The sequence below is a fragment of the Teredinibacter waterburyi genome, assembly GCF_001922985.1.
Lineage (GTDB): Bacteria > Pseudomonadota > Gammaproteobacteria > Pseudomonadales > Cellvibrionaceae > Teredinibacter > Teredinibacter waterburyi.
Genome location: NZ_MRUH01000168.1, coordinates 119990 through 143567, shown reverse-complemented (window position 1 = coordinate 143567; position 23578 = coordinate 119990). Strand labels below are relative to the sequence as shown.

Annotated in this window: 15 protein-coding genes; 5 read left to right on the top strand and 10 right to left on the bottom strand. The window is 48.2% G+C overall.

Features of this window, described 5'->3' with window-relative positions:
* Window positions 1-398 precede the first annotated feature (398 nt).
* From xylA to IDZ20_RS14755, 3 genes are all read right to left on the bottom strand, one after another.
* Entirely contained in the window at window positions 399-1730 is a 1332-nt protein-coding gene (gene xylA / locus IDZ20_RS14765) for a xylose isomerase (RefSeq protein ID WP_188152218.1), read from the bottom strand.
* Window positions 1731-1799: 69 nt separating this feature from the next.
* Entirely contained in the window at window positions 1800-2747 is a 948-nt protein-coding gene (locus IDZ20_RS14760; RefSeq protein ID WP_188152217.1) for an aldose 1-epimerase, read from the bottom strand.
* An 11-nt stretch (window positions 2748-2758) separates the two neighbouring features.
* Entirely contained in the window at window positions 2759-4252 is a 1494-nt protein-coding gene (locus tag IDZ20_RS14755; RefSeq protein WP_188152216.1) for a xylulokinase, read from the bottom strand.
* Between the two features lie 411 nt (window positions 4253-4663).
* On the opposite strand from IDZ20_RS14755, the gene IDZ20_RS14750 reads away from it, so the two are divergent.
* Window positions 4664-5395 carry an NUDIX hydrolase gene (locus IDZ20_RS14750; protein ID WP_188152215.1) on the top strand — a complete coding sequence of 244 codons (732 nt, stop codon included), beginning with the start codon at window positions 4664-4666 and terminating at the stop codon, window positions 5393-5395.
* A gap of 63 nt (window positions 5396-5458) precedes the next feature.
* Window positions 5459-6874, top strand: coding sequence for a sugar porter family MFS transporter (locus IDZ20_RS14745; RefSeq protein WP_188152214.1), 1416 nt, complete (start codon window positions 5459-5461; stop codon window positions 6872-6874).
* Between the two features lie 129 nt (window positions 6875-7003).
* On the opposite strand, the gene IDZ20_RS14740 is transcribed toward IDZ20_RS14745, so the two are convergent.
* The 4 genes from IDZ20_RS14740 to IDZ20_RS14725 are packed head-to-tail and all read right to left on the bottom strand — an operon-like array spanning window position 7004 to window position 11333.
* Window positions 7004-8077 carry an efflux RND transporter periplasmic adaptor subunit gene (locus IDZ20_RS14740; RefSeq protein ID WP_188152213.1) on the bottom strand — a complete coding sequence of 358 codons (1074 nt, stop codon included), beginning with the start codon at window positions 8075-8077 and terminating at the stop codon, window positions 7004-7006.
* A 26-nt stretch (window positions 8078-8103) separates the two neighbouring features.
* Entirely contained in the window at window positions 8104-9360 is a 1257-nt protein-coding gene (locus tag IDZ20_RS14735) for an ABC transporter permease (RefSeq protein WP_188152212.1), read from the bottom strand.
* 21 nt (window positions 9361-9381) lie between these two features.
* Entirely contained in the window at window positions 9382-10632 is a 1251-nt protein-coding gene (locus IDZ20_RS14730) for an ABC transporter permease (protein ID WP_188152211.1), read from the bottom strand.
* A complete protein-coding gene (locus tag IDZ20_RS14725) occupies window positions 10632-11333 on the bottom strand; it encodes an ABC transporter ATP-binding protein (RefSeq protein WP_188152210.1) in 702 nt (233 codons plus the stop codon). The genes IDZ20_RS14730 and IDZ20_RS14725 overlap by 1 nt, the downstream gene beginning before the upstream one ends.
* 170 nt (window positions 11334-11503) lie before the next feature.
* On the opposite strand from IDZ20_RS14725, the gene IDZ20_RS14720 reads away from it, so the two are divergent.
* A complete protein-coding gene (locus IDZ20_RS14720; protein ID WP_188152209.1) occupies window positions 11504-12787 on the top strand; it encodes a GGDEF domain-containing protein in 1284 nt (427 codons plus the stop codon).
* 66 nt (window positions 12788-12853) lie between these two features.
* Complete coding sequence (locus IDZ20_RS14715) at window positions 12854-13552, top strand: DUF6445 family protein (RefSeq protein ID WP_188152208.1); 699 nt, start codon at window positions 12854-12856, stop codon at window positions 13550-13552.
* A gap of 186 nt (window positions 13553-13738) precedes the next feature.
* On the opposite strand, the gene IDZ20_RS14710 is transcribed toward IDZ20_RS14715, so the two are convergent.
* From IDZ20_RS14710 to IDZ20_RS14700, 3 genes are all read right to left on the bottom strand, one after another.
* Window positions 13739-16750 carry a glycan-binding surface protein gene (locus IDZ20_RS14710; RefSeq protein ID WP_188152207.1) on the bottom strand — a complete coding sequence of 1004 codons (3012 nt, stop codon included), beginning with the start codon at window positions 16748-16750 and terminating at the stop codon, window positions 13739-13741.
* 435 nt (window positions 16751-17185) lie between these two features.
* Window positions 17186-18991, bottom strand: a complete 1806-nt coding sequence (locus IDZ20_RS14705; protein WP_188152206.1) for a glycoside hydrolase family 43 protein — start codon at window positions 18989-18991, stop codon at window positions 17186-17188.
* Between the two features lie 29 nt (window positions 18992-19020).
* Window positions 19021-20223: an endo-1,4-beta-xylanase gene (locus IDZ20_RS14700; protein ID WP_245792348.1), complete on the bottom strand. Its 1203-nt coding sequence runs from the start codon at window positions 20221-20223 to the stop codon at window positions 19021-19023.
* Window positions 20224-20650: 427 nt separating this feature from the next.
* On the opposite strand from IDZ20_RS14700, the gene IDZ20_RS14695 reads away from it, so the two are divergent.
* Window positions 20651-23572 carry a glycosyl hydrolase 115 family protein gene (locus tag IDZ20_RS14695; RefSeq protein WP_188152205.1) on the top strand — a complete coding sequence of 974 codons (2922 nt, stop codon included), beginning with the start codon at window positions 20651-20653 and terminating at the stop codon, window positions 23570-23572.
* The last annotated feature ends 6 nt before the right edge of the window (window positions 23573-23578 follow it).

Genomic DNA, 23578 nt, shown 5'->3' with positions numbered 1-23578 from the left:
TTCAGGCTCTTCCGAAATTTGCTGTCTGTCGCAAAAGTGACCGTAGGATACTGCATGAATACGCAATAATAGTCAAACAGCTGTTAAGCCTGATAAACGTGTTTTTACTGCAAATTAACTTTTACGCCAAAAGGTTGCTTGAGACGATACAGGGGCTATGGTTGATTTTTCGTCAACACATACCTTAGATGACCCCATAGACGTCAAAGCGATTATAGAAGGCCTCTGAGCTTTATTTTACGAAGCCGCTTAAAACCCTAACCTGCAAGGCAAGCCGGGGGAGCCGAACCAATCACTTCAGGCAAGCAACCTCTCCACAGCACCACGCATCTATTACCACCCCCTAACAAAAAAGGCGGAACATCGCTGTCCCGCCTCATCTTAGTCAATCATTCGGCTTAGCGTACGTAACGATTAACGACAATTTCGTAGAGTTCTTGCTTGCCACTTTGCTGCGCTGGTTCACCGCCGGCATTGCCGAGTGCTGCCAAAGCAGAAAGATCCATAGCGCCAGACTCAAACTCCGCTCCCTTGCCAGAATTAAAGGTGGCGTAGCGCTCGGAACGCATGGACTCAAGCGGCGACTTTTCTAGCAGATCAGCAGCGATCAGTAGCGCGCGCGCGAACACATCCATCCCACCGATATGACCATAGAATAAATCGGCCAAGTCGGTCGAGTTGCGGCGCGTCTTAGCATCAAAATTAACACCACCGCCCTGCAAACCGTTGTTGCGCAACAATACCAACATCATCTCAACTGTTTCGTTGATATTGTATGGGAATTGATCTGTATCCCACTGATTTTGGTAGTCGCCACGATTCGCATCGATACTGCCCAACATTCCAGCATTGGCGGCAACCTGAAGCTCATGATCCATGGTATGACCCGCCAAGGTCGCATGGTTAGTTTCGATATTAAGCTTGAAGTCTTTATCCAGACCGTGCTCTTTCAAGAAGCCGATAACGGTGGCGCTGTCAAAGTCATACTGGTGCTTCGACGGCTCCATAGGCTTAGGCTCAATAAAGAATGTACCCGTAAAGCCCTTCCCACGAGCGTAATCACGAGCCATAGTCAGGAAGCGTGCCATATGCTCTTGCTCGCGCTTCATATCGGTATTTAGCAGGCTCATGTAGCCTTCACGACCACCCCAAAACACATAGTTTTCACCATTTAACGCGATGGTAGCGTCTAGTGCATCCTTGAGCTGCGCTCCCGCATAAGCCACCACATTAAAATCTGGATTAGTGGAGGCGCCGTTCATATAGCGCGGGTTGGTAAATAGGTTAGCTGTACCCCAAAGTAGTTTCATGCCGGACGCAGCTTGTTTTTCTTTCGCGTAATCCACAATGGCACTTAAGCGCTTACTCGTCTCGAGGCGACTCGGACCTTCCTCAACCAAATCAATATCGTGAAAGCAATAATAAGGCGTACCGATTTTTGTGAAAAATTCAAACGCAGCATCCATCTTGAAACGTGCACGCGTAACCGCATCTGGGCCATCGCTCCATGGGCGAATTTGAGTGCCGGGACCAAAGGGGTCATGACCTAAGCCACAGAACGAATGCCAATAACAGGTGGCGAATTTAAAAAATTCTTTCATGGTACGACCGGCAACAACACGGTTTTCGTCGTAGTACTTAAACGCCAAGGGGTTATCGGATTCCGGCCCTTCGTAGGCTATTTTACCAATGCCTGGGAAATACTCTTTATCACCAATTAAAACGCTCATAGCTCTTCTACCTTTATTTCGTAAAACCAAATTTTGTAAGACTTAATGATATCGATGACCTACCCAATGCTAAGGCAGTCGCTCTATTAGCTGCACACGGCAGCTGACCTCTAAAACGGCCCCCGGATCGAGCTCAATCAATCCAGCGCCTGTATTAAATGCATTCACCCCACAGGTCATCGGCTCGATCGCAATAGACTTTCGATCGGGCGGAATGAAAACCTGAAGATAGTTGTAAGCTCGATCGCCACACACTTGCGACAACTGCAAACCGAACTGCCCCTGCGGGTTCCAGATAGTCGTAGTTACGTCGGTAATCGACCCAGCGTCACACAACACAAAGTTATCGTCAAACGACCAATCGGCGATTCTCCGCGAGTCTCGAAAATACTCAAACGGCTCAACTTCACCACTTGGGAGCATACGTTCATTCATTAGCAGTCGCTGTACCGGCGGCAACTGCAACTCCATATCGTCAGCGCTACAACCCAAGCTAAAATAAGGATGCCAACCCAAGCCCACCGGAACCACGTCGCCATGCAGGTTGGTCACCCGGTAGGTCATAGTCAAACTGGCGTCGGCTGCAAGCCGATAAGCCTGTTCAATGTCGGCAGCGAATGGATACCCAGAAAGGCTTCCATCGTATCGGTAACCCAGCACTATGTCGCTAGCCGTATCGCCCTCCGTTAAGGCGCGAACTTCCGGCGTCAATTTATACAAAAAACCATGTAGATTATTGTTGAGTTCTGCCTCGTTACACTCTAGCTGATACGACGCCCCGTGATGGTGATACGCGCCCGCATCGAGACGATTGGGGAAGGGATATAAAGGCACTCCCCGATACTGATTATTCTGCATCATCTGCGCTCGACCCGCCAAGCCGGCTACCACAGACACCACTTTCCCCGCTGCCGTAGTGAAATCCAAACGGTTAAGCAAACCGCCGAACTCTGGGACCACTTCAAGTGCGATCTGGCTATTAGTTATGCGAAGCGTTTGCTTGGAATAATCTGACACGGCAACCCTCTCTAATCTTGCGAAGAAGGCAAGGTTGCCTGCCAACTTGCGTAAGCGTCTTGATATTGCGCTTGAGATGCCGCATCTGGCTCAACCGTGCCACAGCGTGTCAATCCTGCAAAAGCTTCCGTGGCAGCACTATAGTAGCCACTCCCTAAGGCTGCTGCACGGGCTGCGCCCTCGGCACCGTCTGTGCTGTAAAACTCAACGGCGGCTCCCGTGGTGTTGGCAAATGCAGAGGTAAACACATCGCTAATAAACATATTTCCTTTCGCAACGCGAACCACATCGCAGCTACCTCCCAAGGATTTCAGCACATCAAACCCTTGATTAAGGGCAAACACGATACCCTCTTGCACCGCCCGCACGATGTGGCCGAGGCCGTGCCTATTCAATTCGATATTGCGCAAATGAGCACCCAAATTGCGGTTGCCAAAAATACGCTCAGCGCCATTCCCAAACGGGTGGAACGCCAAACCTTCGCTGCCAATAGAAACCTTAGAAGCCAGTTCGTTCAACAAGCCGTATGAGACGTCCTGACCCTGACTACCCAGCAGCTGACGCAGCCAGCTATAGGAGCGCCCGGCGCCATTTACGCAAACCAATACACCGTTGCGCTGTTGCGCCTCGGTGTCAGTCACATGTAAAAAAGTATTCACCCGCGACTGTCGATCCGCGGCCTGCTGATCTGTTACACCATAGATAACGCCCGAGGTACCCGCCGTAGCCGCCACTTCGCCCGGCTGTAAAACATTTAAGCTGAACGCGTTATTGGGCTGATCGCCACCCCGATAGGTAACCTGCACCCCCTTCGGCAAGCCGAGTTCGGCCGCAACGTCATCGGCAACAATACTCTGCGCACCTATGCTCGGAACGATATCAGGAATCAAGTCTGGTGAAATTCCCCAGTGCGCAAGCAATGTATCAGCACTAGTGCGCGCCTTAAAATCCCACAACGTGCCTTCGGACAAACCAGAAGCCGTCGTTTGAATCTGCCCTGATAATTTCATAGCGATATAGTCGCCTGGCAGCATAACCTTGTGGATCTTCGCGAAGATCTCGGGCTCATTCTCCTGCACCCAACGCAGCTTAGCCGCGGTAAAGTTTCCAGGCGAATTCAATAGATGGCCGAAGCAATAGTCGTCACCCAGTTCTTTTAGCGCTTGCTCCCCATAGGGTACGGCGCGGCTGTCACACCAAATAATGGATGGGCGCAAAACATTTTGCTCGCTATCTACCACCACCAAACCATGCATCTGATAGGAAATGCCAACAGCGCTTATTCGACTGGCATCCACCGCCGTATTCGCCAAAAGCTTCTTACAACCTTGGCGAATGCAATCCCACCAAGTCTCCGGATCTTGCTCTGCCCAACCAGCACTAGGACTAGCAATAGTGAGCTCAGTTTCTGGGTACTGAGTTGAGGCTACAGATTGCCCTGTGTCACCCGCTAACAGCGACAACTTCACAGAGGAACTACCGACATCGATTCCTAAAAATAGCATGATCAATATTCTTTGGTTGACTGATTAAATTACGTTGAGAGCACGCTTGGGAACTACACCTAAAGCAACGCACTCATCAACACCACTAGAGCATAGACAAGGAAGACATGGCTGATTAACGCCTACAAATCCGTGGAGCGGCAGTATAGCCTTATTGTCGTTTTGACCACAAGCTGATTTGGTGCTAGCATCATCAAAGTTTTACGCCTTGGCCAGTGCGCATATTCGTCTCCACGCACGATGCACACTTTAAGTCGTTACAAGGTAATTGCTAAGTAATAGATATAGGCCGGCAGCTTGTACAACAAAAAGTTATTTTATGTTGTACAAGCTTAGCGCTTTAACTTCAAAATAGTCGAGTATTGAGTAAAACTTGCCACTCCGTCTTCGCAAAAATTAGGATTGAAATCTGTGACTTCAGCTTTAATCAGCGCCGCCAAAAGTAACCGTGAACCGTTTCCGGTGCCCGAAGGGACACTGCAGGGCCTTTCTATCGACAACCTAATCTTCGGCCTGCACGGCAGCGAGCTAAAAGTGTTGCTGATCAAACACGGCGAAGGTATCCGCGAGGGCGAATGGGCACTTCCCGGCGGCTGGATAAAGCAGAATGAAGATTTACGCGAAGCCGCGAGTAGGCTGCTGCGCGATTTAACCGGCATCTCCCACCCCTATCTTGAACAACTGAAAGCATTCGGCAAAGTCGACAGATACCCAGCAGAACGCGTCGTCACCATCACCTACTACGCCTTGATTAGCGCTGACCAGTACCCGCTAGTGGCTGGTTTCAGCGCTTCGGATGCCTCTTGGGTTAGCGCCTTCGACACACCGGCTTTGGTTTTTGACCACAAAGAAATTCTGACTTACGGCATTCAGCTGCTGCAACACCAAGTGCGTCACAAGCCAATTGGCTTTAACCTGCTACCCGAGAAATTTACACTACTGCAACTTCAAGAACTGTATGAAGCCATTCTTAATATCAAATTAGATAAGCCGAATTTTCGCCGCAAGTTTATGAAGATGAACTTACTGACACCCTGCAACGAAAAGCAAAAGGGGGTTGCCCACCGCGCCGCAAATTTGTATCGCTTCGATAAAGACAATTACAGCAATCTAACCGAGCAGGGTTTTTCGTTCGAGGTTTAGACTGTCTGCGCTGAGCCTTAATCCACAACAACTATAACAATAACGTCAACTTTAGGTGCGTCTATGAATCAGCCCCAATCCCAACAGTCGGAAAATTTCGGCTTTATTCTGCTCATTAGTTGCGTAGCTACAATCGGAGGTTTTTTATTCGGTTTCGATAGCGGCGTTATTAACGGCACCGTCGACGGCTTGCGCACTGCATTTAACGCCGACTCCATGGGCACAGGCTTTAACGTTGCGTCGATGCTTTTAGGCTGTGCTGTTGGCGCTGCGGCTGCGGGCCGCTTAGCCGATATATACGGCCGTCGCACCATGCTTATTGCTGCAGCGGCGCTTTTTATTATTTCGGCATGGGGCTCAGGTGTAGCCACCAGTTCTATCGAATTTATTTTCTATCGCATCATTGGCGGCCTAGCCGTTGGTGCCGCCAGTGTCATGACCCCCGCCTACATCAGTGAAGTTGCCCCTGCCCGATACCGTGGCCGCTTGGCAACCATTCAGCAAGTGGCGATCATTTCTGGTTTGACCGGTGCATTTCTCAGCAACTATTTACTCGCAGATGTTTCCGGCTCGGCACTCAATCCGCTGTGGATGGGCTACGCCACTTGGCGCTGGATGTTCTGGATTGAATTAGTTCCGGCGACAATTTTTTTGTTAGCGCTATTTTCAATTCCAGAAAGCCCACGCTTTTTGGTTGTTAAAGGCCGTAAAGAAACAGCGCTAGCCGTTCTGTCAAAACTTTATGGTAACGTGATTGGCCCGCAAAAACTTAACGAGATTGATGCGTCACTTGCAGGCGATCACCATAAACCCAGCTTGTCTGACCTTTTAGACAGCCAAACAGGTAAGCTTCGCAAGCTCGTCTGGGTAGGGATTGGCCTGGCAACCTTCCAGCAGCTGGTCGGTATTAATGTAGTGTTTTACTACGGTTCGGTACTTTGGCAATCCGTGGGCTTTTCTGAAAACGATGCGCTATTTATTAACGTGGTCTCCGGTACCGTCAGTATTGCAGCTTGCGTAGTGGCGTTGTTACTCGTGGATAAAATCGGCCGCAAGCCCCTTTTATGGATCGGCTCTACCGGTATGGCGATCACGCTCGGCCTAGCCGCCACCGCCTTCTCAACTGCCAGCGTAGACAGCAGCGGAAGTCTCGCCCTATCAGATTCAATGGGCGTACTAGCGCTTTCAGCTGCAAATCTATATGTGATATTTTTTAATCTGTCTTGGGGCCCAATCATGTGGGTCATGTTAGGCGAAATGTTTCCCAACCAGATTCGCGGCTCAGGCCTTGCGGTGGCCGGTGCATTTCAATGGGGCTCTAATTTTGCGATTACTATGACCTTCCCCATTATGCTTTCATCTATCGGCCTCGCAGGCGCCTATGGGTTTTACACCTTGTGTGCGGCAATCTCGATTGTGTTTGTGCTCAAATATGTTCACGAGACTAAAGGCGTCGAATTGGAAGATATGCAAGGCTAGTGATGGTATAGCCCCCGTCGCTGATAAGATCTATCTTTATCAGCCACAAAAAAGCCGGATAAATATCCGGCTTTTTTTATTCTCGCTAGTTAACGTCAAGGTACATTTCAATCAGCAACCTTTGTTTGCTTATGGTTTTTTAATCTTGGTCTGCTCGGTAATACCGTCGAGAACCTGTATATAGATGCCATCAGATAGACCCGTTTTTATCTCGCGCTTTTCGAACACCTGCGGTGCGGTTTCGACCTCAACATAGATTTTATCTTTTTCAATAATTAAAACGCGTTCGTTAATAGCCAAGACGTCATCGGCCTGATCCAAGACAATATCGGCCGTTGCACTGTAACCAGCCCGCAGGAATAGGTCATCCCGCAGTTTCACAGCAGCCTTGATTTGAAATTTAATCGTACCTTGGTCATCAATGCCTTTCGGTGAAATATACTCCAACACAGCAACAAACGACTGATCATCCATTGCACCGATTTTGAGTAGCAACTCCATACCTTCGTGAATTTTTCCCACTTCAGCTTCATCGACAGTACCGTCAAAAATCATATCCTGCATATTGGCTATGTTCGCGATAGTGGTGCCCGCGTTAAAAGTATTCGTCTCGGTAACAAAGGTTCCTTCTTTAACGGGGATATCAAGAATTAACCCTTCGAGCGTCGCCTTCACATGATTGGACACTTTACCTGCTTTCTTTGAAGCACCCTCGCGAATAATCGCCAAATTACTCTCGGCCGCTTGCAGGGTTTCAGCCTGAAGCTCGAAGTCTAAACTATATTTATTAAACTCGAACTCTGGGATTAGGCGATCTTCAAATAACTTTTTTTGTCGTTCAAACTCTCGCTTTGCGTTCGCATGCTTTAGCTTCGCCGTTTCGACTTGCGACTCCGCAGCATTGAGCCGCTCCATATTCGGGATAATTTCGATCTTAGCGATCAGCTCGCCCTTCTTTACCTTTTCACCAGCATCGATATAGATTTTTTCCACTACGCCCGATACCTGTGACTTTATCTCAACCTCCCGACGTGGAATGATCTTTCCGGTTGCCACAGTCTTTTTAACAACGCTGCGAATCTCTGCAGTGGTAGTCGTATATTCGACCGGCTTCTGTTGCGATTTTTTATAGAGAAACACCCCCGTCCCCACAAATAACACAGCCATTAATAAGGCCGCTGAAATACTTATAAATTTTTTCATCAATAGAAACTTCCTAATACTCGTTATTATTCGTCTTGTAATGCTAATACTGGATCTACTGCCGCGGCTTTTCGTGCTGGCAAATAGGAGGCGAACGCGCCTGCGATTAGTAGTACCAACATCGCGCTTAACGCTGTACTGAAACTCACCTCTGGATTTAAGAATCCGCCGATCCCACTCTTCGCATCACCTGTAATTTTCGCCATTAACTCCACCACACCAACGCCCGCCACCAAACCGAGGTAGCCGGCAAAAAATGTGATTACCATCGACTCCTGAATAATTGCCGTAACAATCGAAAACGGCGTTGCACCTATCGCTTTGCGAATGCCAATTTCTTTGGTCCGTTCTTTTACTGAAATTAGCATTATATTGCCAACCCCAACCACGCCGGCGATGATCGTGCCTATAGCAACCACCCAGCTGAAGATCGAAATAGCTGCGAACATTTGTTGTACTTGATTGTAATCTTTCTGCACGTTGTAGCTACCAATCACACCCCGATCATCTGGGTGAACTCGGTGGCGCGCTCTTAGAAAAGAGCCTATTTTGTTTTCCAAAATTGAGGTATCAACGCCTTCTTTAGCCGTGATCAACATTCGATGTACGGTATCTCTTTGATTGAATGTTTTACGTAAAGTCGTGTGAGGTAAGAATATTTTACTGAGATCTTGCTGCGCCCAATTGCTCGTAGCGGATGGGCTAATTACACCGACCACTAAGAATTGAATACCTAGAATACTAAATGACTTGCCAATCGATTCTTGGCTAGTACCAAACAACGTTTCACTTACTTTGCTACCAATAACGGCCGTTTTCCTATGCTCACTTACATCTAGCTCATTCAAAAAACGTCCAGCGTGTAGTACATATCCCTTCGCGTAAAGCTCTACCGGCAAGATTCCTGTTACATCAAACGAATCACCTTTGTCTCTATATACCGCATACTGAGTCCCCATACCGTTACCCGGTCCAATCGCTTCAATTCCCGGCACACGCAATAGTAACGCGTCGATGTCTGTATCATTCAAGCGAACATAGCGTCCCTTACTCAGCCCTTCATAGGGAATACTGGTCGGACGGCCTCCCCAAACATAAACAGCGTTTCGCAATCCACCAAAGCCAGCTTCAGCGCTATTTAATAGACCTCTACCAGCGCCCATTAAACACACCAACATAAAGATTCCCCAAAATACGCCAAATGCCGTCAATGCTGTGCGTAGTTTATGGCGGCGTAAGCTTTCGAAAATTTCTCGCCAAACATCACTATCTATGAGGTGCATATGCATTCCTTACGGACATGATCATTCTCTCATCGCTTCAATAGGCTGGATCTTTGCCGCACGTAGTGCCGGCGCCAAGCCCGCAAATGTTCCTGCAACCACTAGTATAACTATCGCAGTAAAGGCTACATTTAAATCTACCTCTGGCCGCTGAAAAAACGATGAACTTGCTCCCGCACCTTGCAGTACAATATTTGCCAGTTCTATTAAGGCTACACCCATTACAAGACCCATATAGCCAGCTATTGAGGTGATCAGTACCGACTCGCTTAAGATCATCCAAGTAATAGCGTTTGGTGTCGCTCCCAGTGCTTTTCGTACACCTATTTCGCGAGTTCGATCCTTTACCGTAATAATCATAATATTACTAATGCCAACAATACCTGCCGCTAAAGTACCCAGGCCGACAAACCACACGAAGGCGCCAATAGCGCGAAATGTTTGCGATATTTGTTCCGTTTGTCGAGCGAAGTTAAAGGCGAAAATTGCGCGGCTATCTTTTGGGTGGATTAAATGACGTTGTTTTAACAACGCAACAATATCATCTTCAAATTTGTAGGAATCTCGAGCGGTGATCGGCGTAACGGTAATTTGGCCGACTGTTTGACCTCGTCCAAATGTTTTTTGGAATGTTGTCAATGGGACATAGACGCGCTCAGACATTCTGCCCTCGCGGCCTGAATCGTAGAAAACGCCTACGACTTTTAGCACAATCCCATGAAACTGGATACTCTTACCAACAGCATTCTCTTTGCCGAATAACGCCTCCTGAACGGCTGTACCTATTATCGCGACCTTGCGGTTTTCTTGATTATCCAGTTTATTTAGGGTGCGGCCTTCACGATACTCCAAATATTTTTTTATATTAAAATAGTCATTTGCAACACCCAACACACTAAAGTTAGCAGACTTATTTTGATAGGTAACGTTCACCGTGCGACGCCAACGTTCCCCTGCTTGATTTTCGGCAGAAATATATTCCACACCCTCTATCTCGCGTTTTATTGCTTCAATATCTTCCTCAACAAACTCAATTCGACGTCCCTGCGGTATACCTTTATACGGCATCGCGGTAGATCTCGCATTAATCCAGATACTGGTGCGATCGTCACTACCAAAATTACTGTTGGTGCCATTCTCCAAGCCTTTACCTGCACCTAGTAAAAGTATGAGCATTAAGATCCCCCAGAACACACCAAACGCAGTCAGAAAGGTTCTGAGTTTATTCTTGCCGATAGTGAAGAGAATTTCTTGAAGGTTGTCAAAGTCCATTATGTCGACTCGACTTCAACATAGCGCTCACCTAGCTCATCCGTGACAACTAGGCCATCTTTCAAGTGGATCATGCGCTGGGTTTGGCTAGCAATATCATCTTCGTGGGTAACAATGATGATTGTCTTACCTTCCCTGTGTACATCCTTAAATAGCTCCATGACATCTTTGGTGGTTTCGCTATCAAGTGCGCCGGTCGGTTCATCCGCTAAGATGACTTTCGGGTTGGTAATTAGCGCTCTCGCGATAGCGATTCGCTGTTTCTGGCCTCCAGACAATTCAGATGGTAAATGATGGGCTCTATCCGCCAAGCCAACACGATCAATAAGCTGTTCCGCGCGGTAGTTGCGTTGTTTACGCGAGACACTTTGATAGTAGAGCGGCAGCGCGACATTTTCGATTGCAGACTTAAAGCCCAGCAGGTTGAATGATTGAAACACGAATCCTAGATGCTCATTCCGTAATTGCGCTGCTTGCTTTTCGGTTTGCGCTTTAATGATATTTCCAGCGAGCCTATACTCACCACTGTCGTGCCGATCCAGTATCCCTAGAATATTTAGTAAGGTCGATTTCCCCGAGCCCGATGAACCCATAATTGACACAAGCTCGCCCTCCGCTACACAGAGATCGATACCTTTTAAGACATGCAAGCGCTGGGCTTGATCACCATAATATTTATGTAACCCGGTGAGTTGGATCATGCGTTTAGCTACACCTTCTTTTTTAGATTCTTGGCTAAGTGTACGCGACCGTTGGTGCGGATACCGTCATTAGTATTGATTAGCCAACGACTTTACCTAGGTTCGCTGTTACACTCCAGCGTTGTAGTAAAAACATAAAAATAACGATTTAGTTAACGCTAATACAGCTAATGAAATCCAATCTTTATAACCTAATAAGATTTATCGCCGTCATTGTTACTTTGCTAGCGGTGCTCGCCCAGTATTATGCCCCGAAAAAACAGTTCGATTTACATCCCTCGAGCATTACATCTCATTCTATTTATAGTGCTATCGATCCGAATACAGGCCGCCAATCGGCAACCTGGATATCGGAGTCACGAGAAGATTGGGCGTGCACTTACACAGCTAGCCTAGAGTTTGGTTGTGGTTACAGTCTTAGCTGGGGTTCCGACCCATCTCATGGTATGGACCTATCACGATATGATGGGTTCAAAATTAAGATTCATTATAGTGGCTCCGCTGAACGAATTCGTTTATTTATTCGTAATTTCAATTCAGCGTACGCCACGGCGGATAACGAATCCACAACGAAGTTTATGTCTACGCAATTGCGCACTAACGAACTTGATCACGAAATCTTTGTAAAGTTTAGTGAATTTAGTGTCGCCGAATGGTGGATTACTGAGAACCAAGTTCCGCGTCAGTTTGTAGCACCTGAATTTACCAATATTTTTGTTATTGGCGTCGATCACGTCGTTTACGGCACCCATCGCGTTCGGGTAGAGAAGATTCAGCTTGTTGGTGACTGGGTAAAAACCGAAAACTTCCTTCTTGGCATTATTGGACTTTGGATGGTTATTTTACTTTGGGAGGGTCTATCACGCTTTTATCGTCTGTATCAGCGCTCCCGCGAGGGTCAGCAACTTATCGTTGAGCTGGTCAATAGCTATCAAAAGCTAGAAACAGAAAAGAACGAATACGAAGTTCTCTCAACGACAGATGTTTTAACCGGTGTTTGTAATCGTGCAGGGATAATGCATCACATCCAAACAAAATATCGCCCGCGCACTGACCTAAAAGCGATAGGGCTTATGATTATCGACATCGATCACTTTAAGCGCGTTAATGACGTTCACGGTCATGATGTCGGCGATAAGGTTCTTATTTCCCTAGTCGAGATTATTGTCGCTAATATCAGGCAAGATGATGTATTCGGGCGTTGGGGCGGCGAAGAATTCGTGCTACTTTGCCCTATTAGCTCTATCAGTAATTTTCGTGGTCTCGCTGATAAACTGTGTGGGGCTATAGAGCAATGTCAGTTTGGACACGGAATTACGCACCCCATAACCGTTAGTATTGGTGCCGCGGTAATGGCCGATGCAGACTCTTTTGATATAACATTTAAACGTGCCGATGAAGCACTTTATCAAGCCAAAAACTCTGGCAGGAATAGAGTCGTTTACGCTAATTAAGCTACTAGCGCTGCGAATGCTTATCCAATACAGACGCCTCATTTTTCTGAATTTAGCTATAGACTTATGAAACCGCTAATCCCTCATAAAGACATAAGTGTTACCACATTATCTCTTGGTGATACTGGCGAGCCACTGCTAATCGTCGATAATTTTTTAGCTAACCCAGAAGCTCTCTTGGAGCATGCCTCAACCGTATCTTTTCAACCCGATTCAGGCCAGTACCCCGGCGTTCGCGCTCAAGCGCCTGCCAGTTTTAACGACGCTATTCACGCTCAACTTAGCGATTCAATTCGCGCGACGTTTGGCCTAGCGCGGCGAGAGTTCAAAGAAATAGATAGCTTTTATTCGGTGGTGACAACAGCTCCGCAAGATTTAAATTTACTTCAACAGCTGCCTCACTTTGATCGCACCCAACGTTCAGATTTGGCGTCGGTATATTATTTATGTGCTGAACATTTTGGTGGTACCGCCTTCTATCGGCACCGTTCTACGGAATACGAATATGTTGACAGCGCTCGACGTATGCCCTACTTATCCAGACTCGACAAAGAGCTTACAGAATCGCCACTACCGAAACCACCTCAGTACCTGAATGGAAGCACCCCCCTGTTCGAGCAAATTGGGATAACTAACGCAATCTTTAACCGTTTGATTATCTATCGCTGTACCAGCCTACATTCCGGCTGCATAGCCTCCCCGCCAAGCACCTCAACCAACTTAACGGAAGCTCGACTTACTATTGCGTCGTTTCTGCATTCCTAAAGTTCAACACCACAACGCAGTGATCGTAACCGGCTCAGTCCAATCACCACACCATTTGCCTCATTCCACATCCAATCCCGCTTTGGCAACGCGACTGCACATTGATTTATTTCGGATAAAAAAAAGCCCCAGCGTGTAGCTGGGGCTTTGATTGATTCACCCAATTGGGCGAACTAGTTAAGAGACTTAGTTCGCTTCAAAGCGTACGTTGTCAATTGCAAAGTTAAGTAAAACATCGGCATTCTCAAATGCCATACCAAACTCTTCATCGATCAAACTGTAGTCTGGCGAGCTCATGTCTGACAGCGGAATAGTTACCGTTGTCCAACCATTAGTAACATATGGCTGACCACTTGCGGCCCAGGGTGCCCACTCGTAGAAGGCATCAACGCCACTTGCATCGCGGAATCGAATCTTAAATACGCCATCTGTAAGTGGTTCAAACGTATTCAAGTCGAACTTCAATGAGTAGTCCGCGATGTTGCTACCAACTGTTGTTCCAGCATCACTTCCACCTAACTGGTTGCCATTTCGCCAAAAGAGATCATACCAAGCAGTATCACCAGTAGATGCATTGATACGACCATAGTTAGACTCATCGATAGAGATATCTGGGAGATTTTCTGGCTCAACATTACCCCACCACTTACCTTTTTCATCCCAGTCGAAGAATACCAAGCTGGTATCAGCAACAGGTTCAGGTCCTGGGCAAGCGAAATCACGGGTATCGAAGCGAACGTTATCAATCGCAAAGTTCAACAATTGATCCGAACCCTCAAACGCCATACCAAATTCTAGGTCGATTTGGCTGTAATCTGGAGAACTCATCTCAGTTAAAGGAATTTCGACAGTAATCCAACCGTTCGTCTGCCATGCAGCACCAAGCGTATTCCAAGGGCCCCACTCGTAGAATGCATCTACGCCGCTCTCATCACGGAATCGGATCTTAAATACACCAGCATCGATTGGTGACATCACGTTGATATCAAACTTCAAAGAGTATGTAGCTAGATCTGTGCCTACAACGTCGCCAGGCAAGCCTAAGCTATCGCCGTTTCTCCAGAACAAATCAAACCATCCAGTGCCGCCAACCTGCTGATTAATTCGGCCATACTCATTGCCATCGAGAGAAATACTCTTTTCATTTTCGGGAACAACACTTCCCCACCAAGAGCCTTTCGCTTCCCAATCAAAGAATACTAAGTCGTCACTCTTGGTTGGGTGCAAACGATCACCAAAGCCAGGAGTTTCGAAACGTACATTATCGATTGCAAAATCCAGCAAGATATCAGCACCTTCAAACGCCATACCGAACTCTTCATCGATCAGGCTGTAGTCTGGCGAACTCATATCAGCAAGTGGGATTTCAACTGTAACCCAGCCATTGGTAACGTATGGCTGACCAGAAGTCGCCCACGGTGCCCAATCATAGAAAGCGTCTACGCCACTTGCATCGCGGAAACGAATTTTAAACACACCAGCATCGATTGGTGACATGACGTTGATATCAAACTTCAGTGAGTAGTCAGCAATGTTAGCGCCAACAGTCGTACCCGCGGTACTACCACCTAGCTGATTACCATTTCTCCAGAACAAGTCGAACCAACCTGTATCACCAGTTTGCATGTTGATGCGGCCATAGTTAGATTCATCGATAGATATCAACGGATCATTTTCTGGCTCTACATTACCCCACCACTTACCTTTTTCATCCCAATCGAAGAATGTAAGGTCTGCGTTCTTAACAGGTTGCAGGTCGATATAACACATAGCCAATTGCTGACTAACGAACTCGACACCCGGTGCAATGGTAATGTTATCGAAGCCAATTGGGCCACCAGCATTAGTTACATCACGCCCATTGGCGAAGATGTTAAAGCCGAATCGAGTAACTGCGTTGATATCGAAGTTTTCAGAGGTACCCTCAGCAAATAGCTCTTCAAGCATTTGACTAGTGGTTGCACCTTCACCTTCTTCTAAATCCATCGCTAGGTCGTAGCTAAACGTCGCCCATTCATCAGTCTTGAACATACCACCAGACAAGGCTTCCATTGGGAACAAGCCTTTGTTGCCGTCGACATCAACCAAGAAAGCTTGGATAGCTAACTTGCCATCATCAAAATAGTCGCCTGGGATCATAGTATCGAACGAGAAGCTGCCTTGGTACATCATTGAAGGCATCATAGCTACAGGAAGGTCAGAAGCAATTGCAAAGCCATCTTCCGCTGACGCCCAACTAGGCGTTACTGTCAGCCAATTATAAACAGTACTAAATATCGCTGTACCCTCACCACTCAGTACGGTTGGCACGCCAAATTCGGCCTTGTTACCTGCGCTGAAATCAACCACATAGTCACCGGTTTCTTCAGAAACATCGGTGCTTGGGTCGTACGGATATAGCGCTACAGTATCAATAAACAAATACTGTTCTGGCGTTCCGTCTTCGTAGTATTCGTGAGTTAGAAATTCAGGCTTTTCAAGTGCATAGTTATATATGACACCAACACCGACGATACGACTCATGTCTGGGGCGTTATCAGTGATCGCGTCCATTGCCTCTTCACCGACACGGATTTTTAAGTCGTGCCAAATCCCTTTTTCAACAGGCAAGCCATCGGAGCCGTCATTCGTACTGGTTGCACGAGCATCGATATCCGTGCGAATGAAGGCGCTGGTATCAATGTCAAATGAGTTAATCCAAGTTCCACCATTACCTGTGTCGATTAGACCGCGGTTACCATCGGCATCCTCAACAACATACTGCGTCCCCAAATGGTGCGCAGATTCGCCCCAAGGATCAGTTCCCCAAGGGTTACCAAGGTGCTGTATAGGATAGTAGAGGGACATAAAAATAGTCCCGTTGCGCAAGTCAACTTCGTACGGCAATACACCGACGACCGTTACACTATCGCCTTTTTCTACATCGTCGCCCCAGAAAGCTTTAACACCTAAAGCTTGCTGTTGAACCTGAAGATACAATTCTGAATCAGGAGCTTCTGGATCGGATTTAGTCCATTCGATAGACCAATCGGCAACTTGGCTCTCATCACTAAAGTCCCAAGCAGCAGTAAAAACTTCGCCGGCTTCTGGCACGGTCGCTACGGAAGTGTTCTTAGGCCCCAAGTCCACCTCAGAAGAACCTCCACACCCGGCAAGAGCAGCGGCAACGCTGCTCAGGAGCAGATATTTCTTAAACATTTATCTAGCCTCTTTTATAGATTATTGTTTCTTAATATGAGTGCAATCTTCTCGATTGATCAATGCAATCGATGTTATCCGTCAATACCGTTTCTATTTGAACGATATTTGCGTTTCAAACACGTTAGCCCAAGGATTCTTAAGCCGAATCGACCACATTCAGATTCCAGCGCCCAAACTTAGAGCTTTATGCATGCAATTGTCAATGATTCTTTCACGGTTTGACCCCCATTAGCGCGACATTTCACCACTAAAACCGCGATACATTCTATCCGAGGGTTGCATCCTGTCCAAGACAAATATACGCGCTACGCCGTTAGTTAAAACCCCGACCAATAGACCTTGAAGAATAGCCAGCTAAACAACACCCCCTGCCAAAGAGGAATAAAACACGTCAACTCTGCTCAACTGACCGCAGATTTGTGCCATACGATATTAATCGTCGGTGTTGACGACGTGAAGGCCCAAATAGCTACCCACGAAGCCTCCAGCTTGAGCGGTGCTTAGAATCTTCGCGTCAAGATTCTCCACAAGCGTTACCCAAGAACCCACGCTGTTGAGCTTATCTGTTTTATAGGAAAAGCTAATCCGATCCAAGGCAATCTCTACTCGCAATTCAATCCCGTCAAGACCCGACGTAAGTTGGCGTTGCACCACCCTATCGGAGTTAACACCATTCTGTCGCCATACGCTTACACTTAAATCTGAACCTACGCGCTCTACGGCAAGATAGTAGTATGCTTGTTCGCTCTGAAAAGCTGCTAGTCCTGCACGTAGCTTCGGACTACTCGGGACAGCTAAGCTAGTAGTTGCCACGGCGTTCTGGTGTTGTAATCGGCGGCCCAGAAACGCGGGCTGCGCCAAGCTGGAAAGATCGTTTGATCCGCCAGTAATCGCAAGCTTTCCAGCGTCAAAGCTATACCAACCCTCACTGGGTGTGCGCAGCATATTCCACGGCATCGATAAGACCTCGCCGTCAAAGTCATCCCGCCAGATAAAATTACCCGTAGTCGGCTGAATACCGGCTCTACTATTTACATTAATAGTACGGGTATTCGTTATCGGCAAAGCGGGGGCTTCCGACCGCAGCGCTACCAGCTCACCTTTCGGCAAAATTATTGGCCAGCCATCGCGCCATTTTACCGGTAGTAAAAAGGTCTCCCGGCCAGTATTAAAATGGCGTTGTTGGTAATTTCGAGTGGCGAGGAACACCACCCACCAGTCGCCGGCGGGAGTCTGTACCAGATCGGCATGACCTGCGGTTGCGACTGGGTTGGCGCGATTGGGGTCTAGGTCGCGCTGCGTTAAAATTGGGTTACCCGAGTAGGGCGAGAACGGCTTATCTAGACTGCGGGTACGAAACACAACTTCAGAGTGCTTATCCGACGTGCCGCCTTCCGCACAAAGTAGGTAATACCACCCATCCACGCGATAGATATGTGGCGCCTCGATCCATACCGGCTCAGAAGCCAAATCGACCCCACCATTGACAATCACGCGGCCAGTGCCAGCCATTACTTTTTGCGTACCGAGATCATACTGCCACAACCAGATAGCGCGGTGCCCTTGATACAGCGGCTCACCAATCGGCGGCCCATTGTGAGCAATGTAAACTTTACCGTCGTCATCAAAGAAAAGATCTGGATCAATACCATTAATTTCAGGTAGGTAGATTGGATCTGACCACTCTCCAGCGGGGTCACGAGTTGTAACGATAAAGTTACCGCCACCGCTATCAACCGCCGTGCTAATTACGTAGAAAGTACCCTGGTGATATCGAATAGTAGGCGCGTAGATTCCCCTAGAAACGCCCACCTCATGCAGTTTTAGTTGGCTCGGACGGGTAAGCACGTGACCTAGCTGCTGCCAATTAACCAGATCGGTCGAACGAAACAGTGGGATACCTGGATAATAAGAGAATGACGAGGTCACCATGTAGTAGGCATCCTCAGCATAGACAATACTCGGATCTGGATAGAAGCCCGCTAAAATCGGATTTTGGAATTCACCCGGTGCAAGTGGCTCGGCAAACATCGGGTCATTGCCGCGGTATTCAAACCAATCGAAATAAACCGGCTGCACGTCCTTAGTCGCGGCCGCTGTATCCATAGCCGCGCTATCGCGGCCCTCTTCGCCAGTCGGCCTTAGACTACAAGCACATAGAATAGGGACTATGACTGCCAGCAAAGTCCAAGCAATTTGGCGCTTTGAACCCAATATTGCATAACCACGTTTAGCCATAACCTCTCCCTCCCCTTGCTACAGACCTTTTAAGGTTGCGCAGCAGTAAGTGCATCAGCAAAGCCTTGTAGGGCCAGCTTGGGCGAATAATCGGCATTAAATAACAAGGGCCAATCCGGATGTCCGCGGAAGTTTGGTATCCAACTGTCGGCGTCGGTAATACCCCACACGGTTACACCGCCGCGCTGAGCTGGAGGAACAACTTCCAAATACGCTGCCAGGACAGCCTGGTAACGATCCGCTTGCAGCTGCTCAGCAGTCGCGCTCAGCTCGGTCATATCCTCATCAGAGTTCATGGTGATATCGAGCTCGGTAATCTTTACCATCAAACCCAAATCGACAACGTCTTGAAAGGTATTCTTAATCGCATTTGCAGACGGCCAATCACTCAAAATATGCATCTGAAAACCGACACCGTCGATAGGAATGTCTCGAGCAACCAAGTCCGTAACCAAGCTAACCATCGCAGCGGTTTTAGAACCGTCGTTGCTCAAGTTGTAATCGTTGTAGTATAGAAGGGCGTCATCATCCGCTGCCCGCGCCGCAATAAAGGCTTTTTCGATATAGCTTTCGCCAATATTCTGCAACCAAACGCTGTCGCGCAGTGCGCCGTTACTGTCGGAGATGATTTCGTTCAGCACGTCCCAGCTAACCACAATATCGGCATCGGCATAGCGTGAAACAATCGTAGTGATGTGACTTTCCATCATGCTAGTCCACGCGGCCGCGTCGCCACTAAAGTTCGACATCCAGTTCGGAATTTGGCTATGCCAAACCAGCGTATGGCCGTGTACCGACAAGCCATTGCTAGTTGCATAGTTAACGAGCGCATCGGCATCATCGAAGAAGTAGGTGCTCTCTGCCGGGTGTAAATAAGCAGGCTTCATAATGTTTTCGGCGGTAATCTGGCCGAAATGGCTGGTAACAATGGCGCTGCGACTACTGCTGCTCAACACACTTTTCGAGTCATTTCCTGCGGGCACCGCCACGCCGATAGGAAAACTAGCGTGGCTCTGTAAGTTGGTAACCGTAATTTCGCCACTTGGCGTGGGTGTCACTTCGGGGGTTGGAGTAGCCGTCGGCACTGGCGTTACTTCCGGCGTGGGGGTAGGTGCGGGCGTTGGTGTTGCTCCGCCCGAGCCGCCTGACCCTCCGCAACCTATCAAGCTAACAACGGCTAACGCCAATGGAATTGAACTCAGCACTTTTTTTGACATGATTTTTTTCGACATAGGTAGACTCATATACATCTTCGGGTTACACCTAAATTGACCAGCCCAGAATCGCCTTCGGCGAACGGAACAGCGGTTAAATTTGCGCGATTAGTCGGCTATAATGACGCCAAAATATCTTATAGTCAAAAAAACCATAAGAGACGCCACTAGTTTTTGACAGGAAATGTTTAGCGCGCTGCCTAACCCTCAACCGCCTTATCCAAACCCACAATGGCTATAATCAGTGACTATTCATTAAATATGATGAAACGATACAAACTCATAAAGCGATGCAAAATCGGTCAGCGGCTTAAGCTATCGATGTGAAACCAACGCAGCTGAACTAACCTTACCTGCAGCCGCTGTAAGCTACACTCGGTTACTTGCTCGATTACTTGCCATACAGCTAAAGCACCTTATTTTAGGCCCATCAAGGAGTCAATCCATGTTTTCAACCATTATCACCCCTCGCAAACCCAGCAGGTCGCTGCTGGTACTGACGTGCGCTCTAACACTTGCCCTAAGTCAGTTCGCGCTCGGCGGTTTGGGTGATAAGGCCTATCTGCTTGAAAAGCCTCGCAAAGACGCATTTGAACTAGTAGGCCCCAGCGAGCAGGCTGTACTGTTCATGGACAGCAACGATCACAAAGGCGCGTTGCACGCACTTAGTGACCTACAGGCCGATATTGAGCGCGTAACCGGTAAGCGTGCGCAACTTACCCACAACGCGGCCGAACTTAGCGGCCACGCGGTAATCGCAGGCACCATTGGCGTTAGCCCTATTATTGACGACCTGATTGCCCGCGGCGCAATTGACCCAAGCGCCATCAAAGGCAAATGGGACGGCTACCACATGCAAGTCGTCAACAAACCACTGCCTGGGGTTGAGCGCGCACTGGTTATCGCTGGCGCCGACATGCGCGGGACAATCTATGGCATCTACGATGTCTCCGAAGAGATTGGGGTATCGCCTTGGTACTACTGGGCCGATGTGCCGGTGGCCAGCAAACCAGTACTTTACCTAAGCAAACAACTGCGAACCCAAGCTGCACCGAAAGTGAAGTATCGCGGCATATTCTTAAACGACGAAGCCCCGGCGCTCAGCAACTGGGTTTATCAGAACCACGGCAATTACAACCACGAATTCTATGTAAAAGTATTCGAGCTGTTGCTGCGCCTGAAAGCTAACTTTCTTTGGCCTGCAATGTGGAACAACGCCTTTGCCGACGACGACCCACAAAACATGATTCTGGCCGACGAGTACGGCATTGTTATGAGCACCTCGCACCACGAACCTATGATGCGTGCCGACAAGGAATGGAACCGCTACGGCAAAGGTCGCTGGGAGTATTCAACCAACCCCGATGAGCTGGCAAAATTTTGGGAGCAGGGCGCACGTCGCAATAAAGCGTATGAAAGCATCTTCACCATGGGCATGCGCGGCCAAGAAGATAAGCCCATGAGCGAAGGCGAAAATATCGAGCTATTGGAAGCGATCGTTCAAGATCAGCGCAATATTCTCACTAAAGTGTTCGATGACCGCCCCATTACCGACGTGCCACAAGTGTGGTGCCTCTATAAAGAAGTACAAAGCTATTACGAAAAAGGTATGCGTGTGCCAGACGACGTGATTCTGCTTTGGACCGATGACAACTGGGGCAACATTCGCCGCTTGCCGACGCCCGAAGAACGTCAGCGTAGTGGCGGCGCGGGGGTTTACTATCACTTCGATTATGTCGGTGGGCCGCGCTCTTATCGTTGGATCAACACCTACCCGATTAGCAAAATTTGGGAGCAAATGAACCTCGCCTATGAATATCAGGCCGATCAAATCTGGATTACCAATGCCGGCGACCTCAAACCGATGGAATATCCCATCGAGTTTTTCTTACGCATGGCCTGGGATCCAGAAAGCTGGCCAAAAGAGCGCCTGCAAGAATTCGGTATACTTTGGGCGACACGTGAATTCGGCGCTGAATATGCGGCCGAAATCGAAACATTAATGACCGGCTACACGCGGCACAACGGTCGCCGCAAGCCCGAACTAATGGAGCCGAACACCTATAGCCTGCTTTACTACAACGAAGCTGCGCGTATTGAAGCCGAACTCGATCAACTGGTAGCGAGCGCAGAGCAACTCTACGCAAAAATTCCCGCTGAAAAAAAGTCCGCATTTTTTCAGTTAGTCCTGCATCCGGTTAAAGCCAGCACAATAGTGACCAAGTTAAATATAGCGCTAGGGCGCAACCGCTTGTATGCCGAACAGGGTCGCGCCGATACCAATATTTACGCCGCAAAAGCTGAAGCTCTGTTTGCCGCTGACACCGAATTGAAAAATCAGTACCACCTGATTAATGGCGGTAAGTGGAACCACTTTATGAATCAACCACATATCGGTTACACCAACTGGAATAACCCTGAAGGCGACCAGCTTCCCGCCACTCACCATTACAGCCCAGGCAACTATGCCGAAATGGGTATCGCCGTTGAAGGCATCGAGTCTGGCTGGCCCGCCGCCGTCTCTGGTCACTGGCCGCACACAGGAAAGTTTGAACTCAATTTTGATTTCTTTGGTAAATCAAAACGTTCACTAGAGATCTATAACCGCGGAACGAAAGCGTTCGACTATCGTATTACAACCAGCGAGCCATGGATTAAACTTAGCGACAGCACCGGTACAGTAACAGTAAGCGAAAAGATCGATGTCAGTATCGATTGGGATAAGGTACCCGACGGAGAGCACAGTACAACACTCAACATTAAGGGCACGGGTTGGCAGGGCGCTCATATCCGCGTCAACATCACTAAGCCCAGCGCTAAATTGCGAAAAACTGCACGCGGGTTTGTTGAAGCGGATGGCTATATCAGCATAGAAGCCGCGAGCTTCAGCGCCAATAAAAAAGCCAGCGGTTTAAGCTGGCAAGAAATTCCTCAACACGGTCGCACGCAAAGCGCTATGTCGGTATTTCCAATCGGCGACAAAAGCTTTAGCAAACCAAGCGAAGCACCTTACCTAGAATATGACGTCACCTTCGTAAACACCGGCACCTTTGAACTCAGCACCCACGTCGCACCTAGCTGGCCGTTTACCCCAGGCCACGGCCTGCGCTATGCGGTAGCGATTGGCGATGAAACGCCGCAGATTATCGATATTGTCGAGGGCATGAATGGAACGGACAGCAACTGGGAGGAATCGGTACGCAACGGCGTTCGCGTTAGCAAAAGTCAACATCAGGTTACAACCACTGGGCGCAATAAGATTCGTCTTTACATGATCGACCCAGGCGTGACCCTGCAAAAAATTATTGTCGATACCGGCGGCTTACTTCCCAGTTACCTCGGCCCGGAAGAAAGTCAAAAACTATAATCGACC

What these genes read in the sequence shown, in the direction of transcription:
- xylA (WP_188152218.1), bottom strand. Translation starts at nt 1,730, where the DNA reads ATGAGCGTTTTAATTGGTGATAAAGAGTATTTCCCAGGCATTGGTAAA.
- IDZ20_RS14755 (WP_188152216.1), bottom strand. Translation starts at nt 4,252, where the DNA reads ATGCTATTTTTAGGAATCGATGTCGGTAGTTCCTCTGTGAAGTTGTCG.
- IDZ20_RS14745 (WP_188152214.1), top strand. Translation starts at nt 5,459, where the DNA reads ATGAATCAGCCCCAATCCCAACAGTCGGAAAATTTCGGCTTTATTCTG.
- IDZ20_RS14740 (WP_188152213.1), bottom strand. Translation starts at nt 8,077, where the DNA reads ATGAAAAAATTTATAAGTATTTCAGCGGCCTTATTAATGGCTGTGTTA.
- IDZ20_RS14735 (WP_188152212.1), bottom strand. Translation starts at nt 9,360, where the DNA reads ATGCACCTCATAGATAGTGATGTTTGGCGAGAAATTTTCGAAAGCTTA.
- IDZ20_RS14730 (WP_188152211.1), bottom strand. Translation starts at nt 10,632, where the DNA reads ATGGACTTTGACAACCTTCAAGAAATTCTCTTCACTATCGGCAAGAAT.
- IDZ20_RS14725 (WP_188152210.1), bottom strand. Translation starts at nt 11,333, where the DNA reads ATGATCCAACTCACCGGGTTACATAAATATTATGGTGATCAAGCCCAG.
- IDZ20_RS14720 (WP_188152209.1), top strand. Translation starts at nt 11,504, where the DNA reads ATGAAATCCAATCTTTATAACCTAATAAGATTTATCGCCGTCATTGTT.
- IDZ20_RS14715 (WP_188152208.1), top strand. Translation starts at nt 12,854, where the DNA reads ATGAAACCGCTAATCCCTCATAAAGACATAAGTGTTACCACATTATCT.
- IDZ20_RS14710 (WP_188152207.1), bottom strand. Translation starts at nt 16,750, where the DNA reads ATGTTTAAGAAATATCTGCTCCTGAGCAGCGTTGCCGCTGCTCTTGCC.
- IDZ20_RS14705 (WP_188152206.1), bottom strand. Translation starts at nt 18,991, where the DNA reads ATGGCTAAACGTGGTTATGCAATATTGGGTTCAAAGCGCCAAATTGCT.
- IDZ20_RS14700 (WP_245792348.1), bottom strand. Translation starts at nt 20,223, where the DNA reads ATGTCGAAAAAAATCATGTCAAAAAAAGTGCTGAGTTCAATTCCATTG.
- IDZ20_RS14695 (WP_188152205.1), top strand. Translation starts at nt 20,651, where the DNA reads ATGTTTTCAACCATTATCACCCCTCGCAAACCCAGCAGGTCGCTGCTG.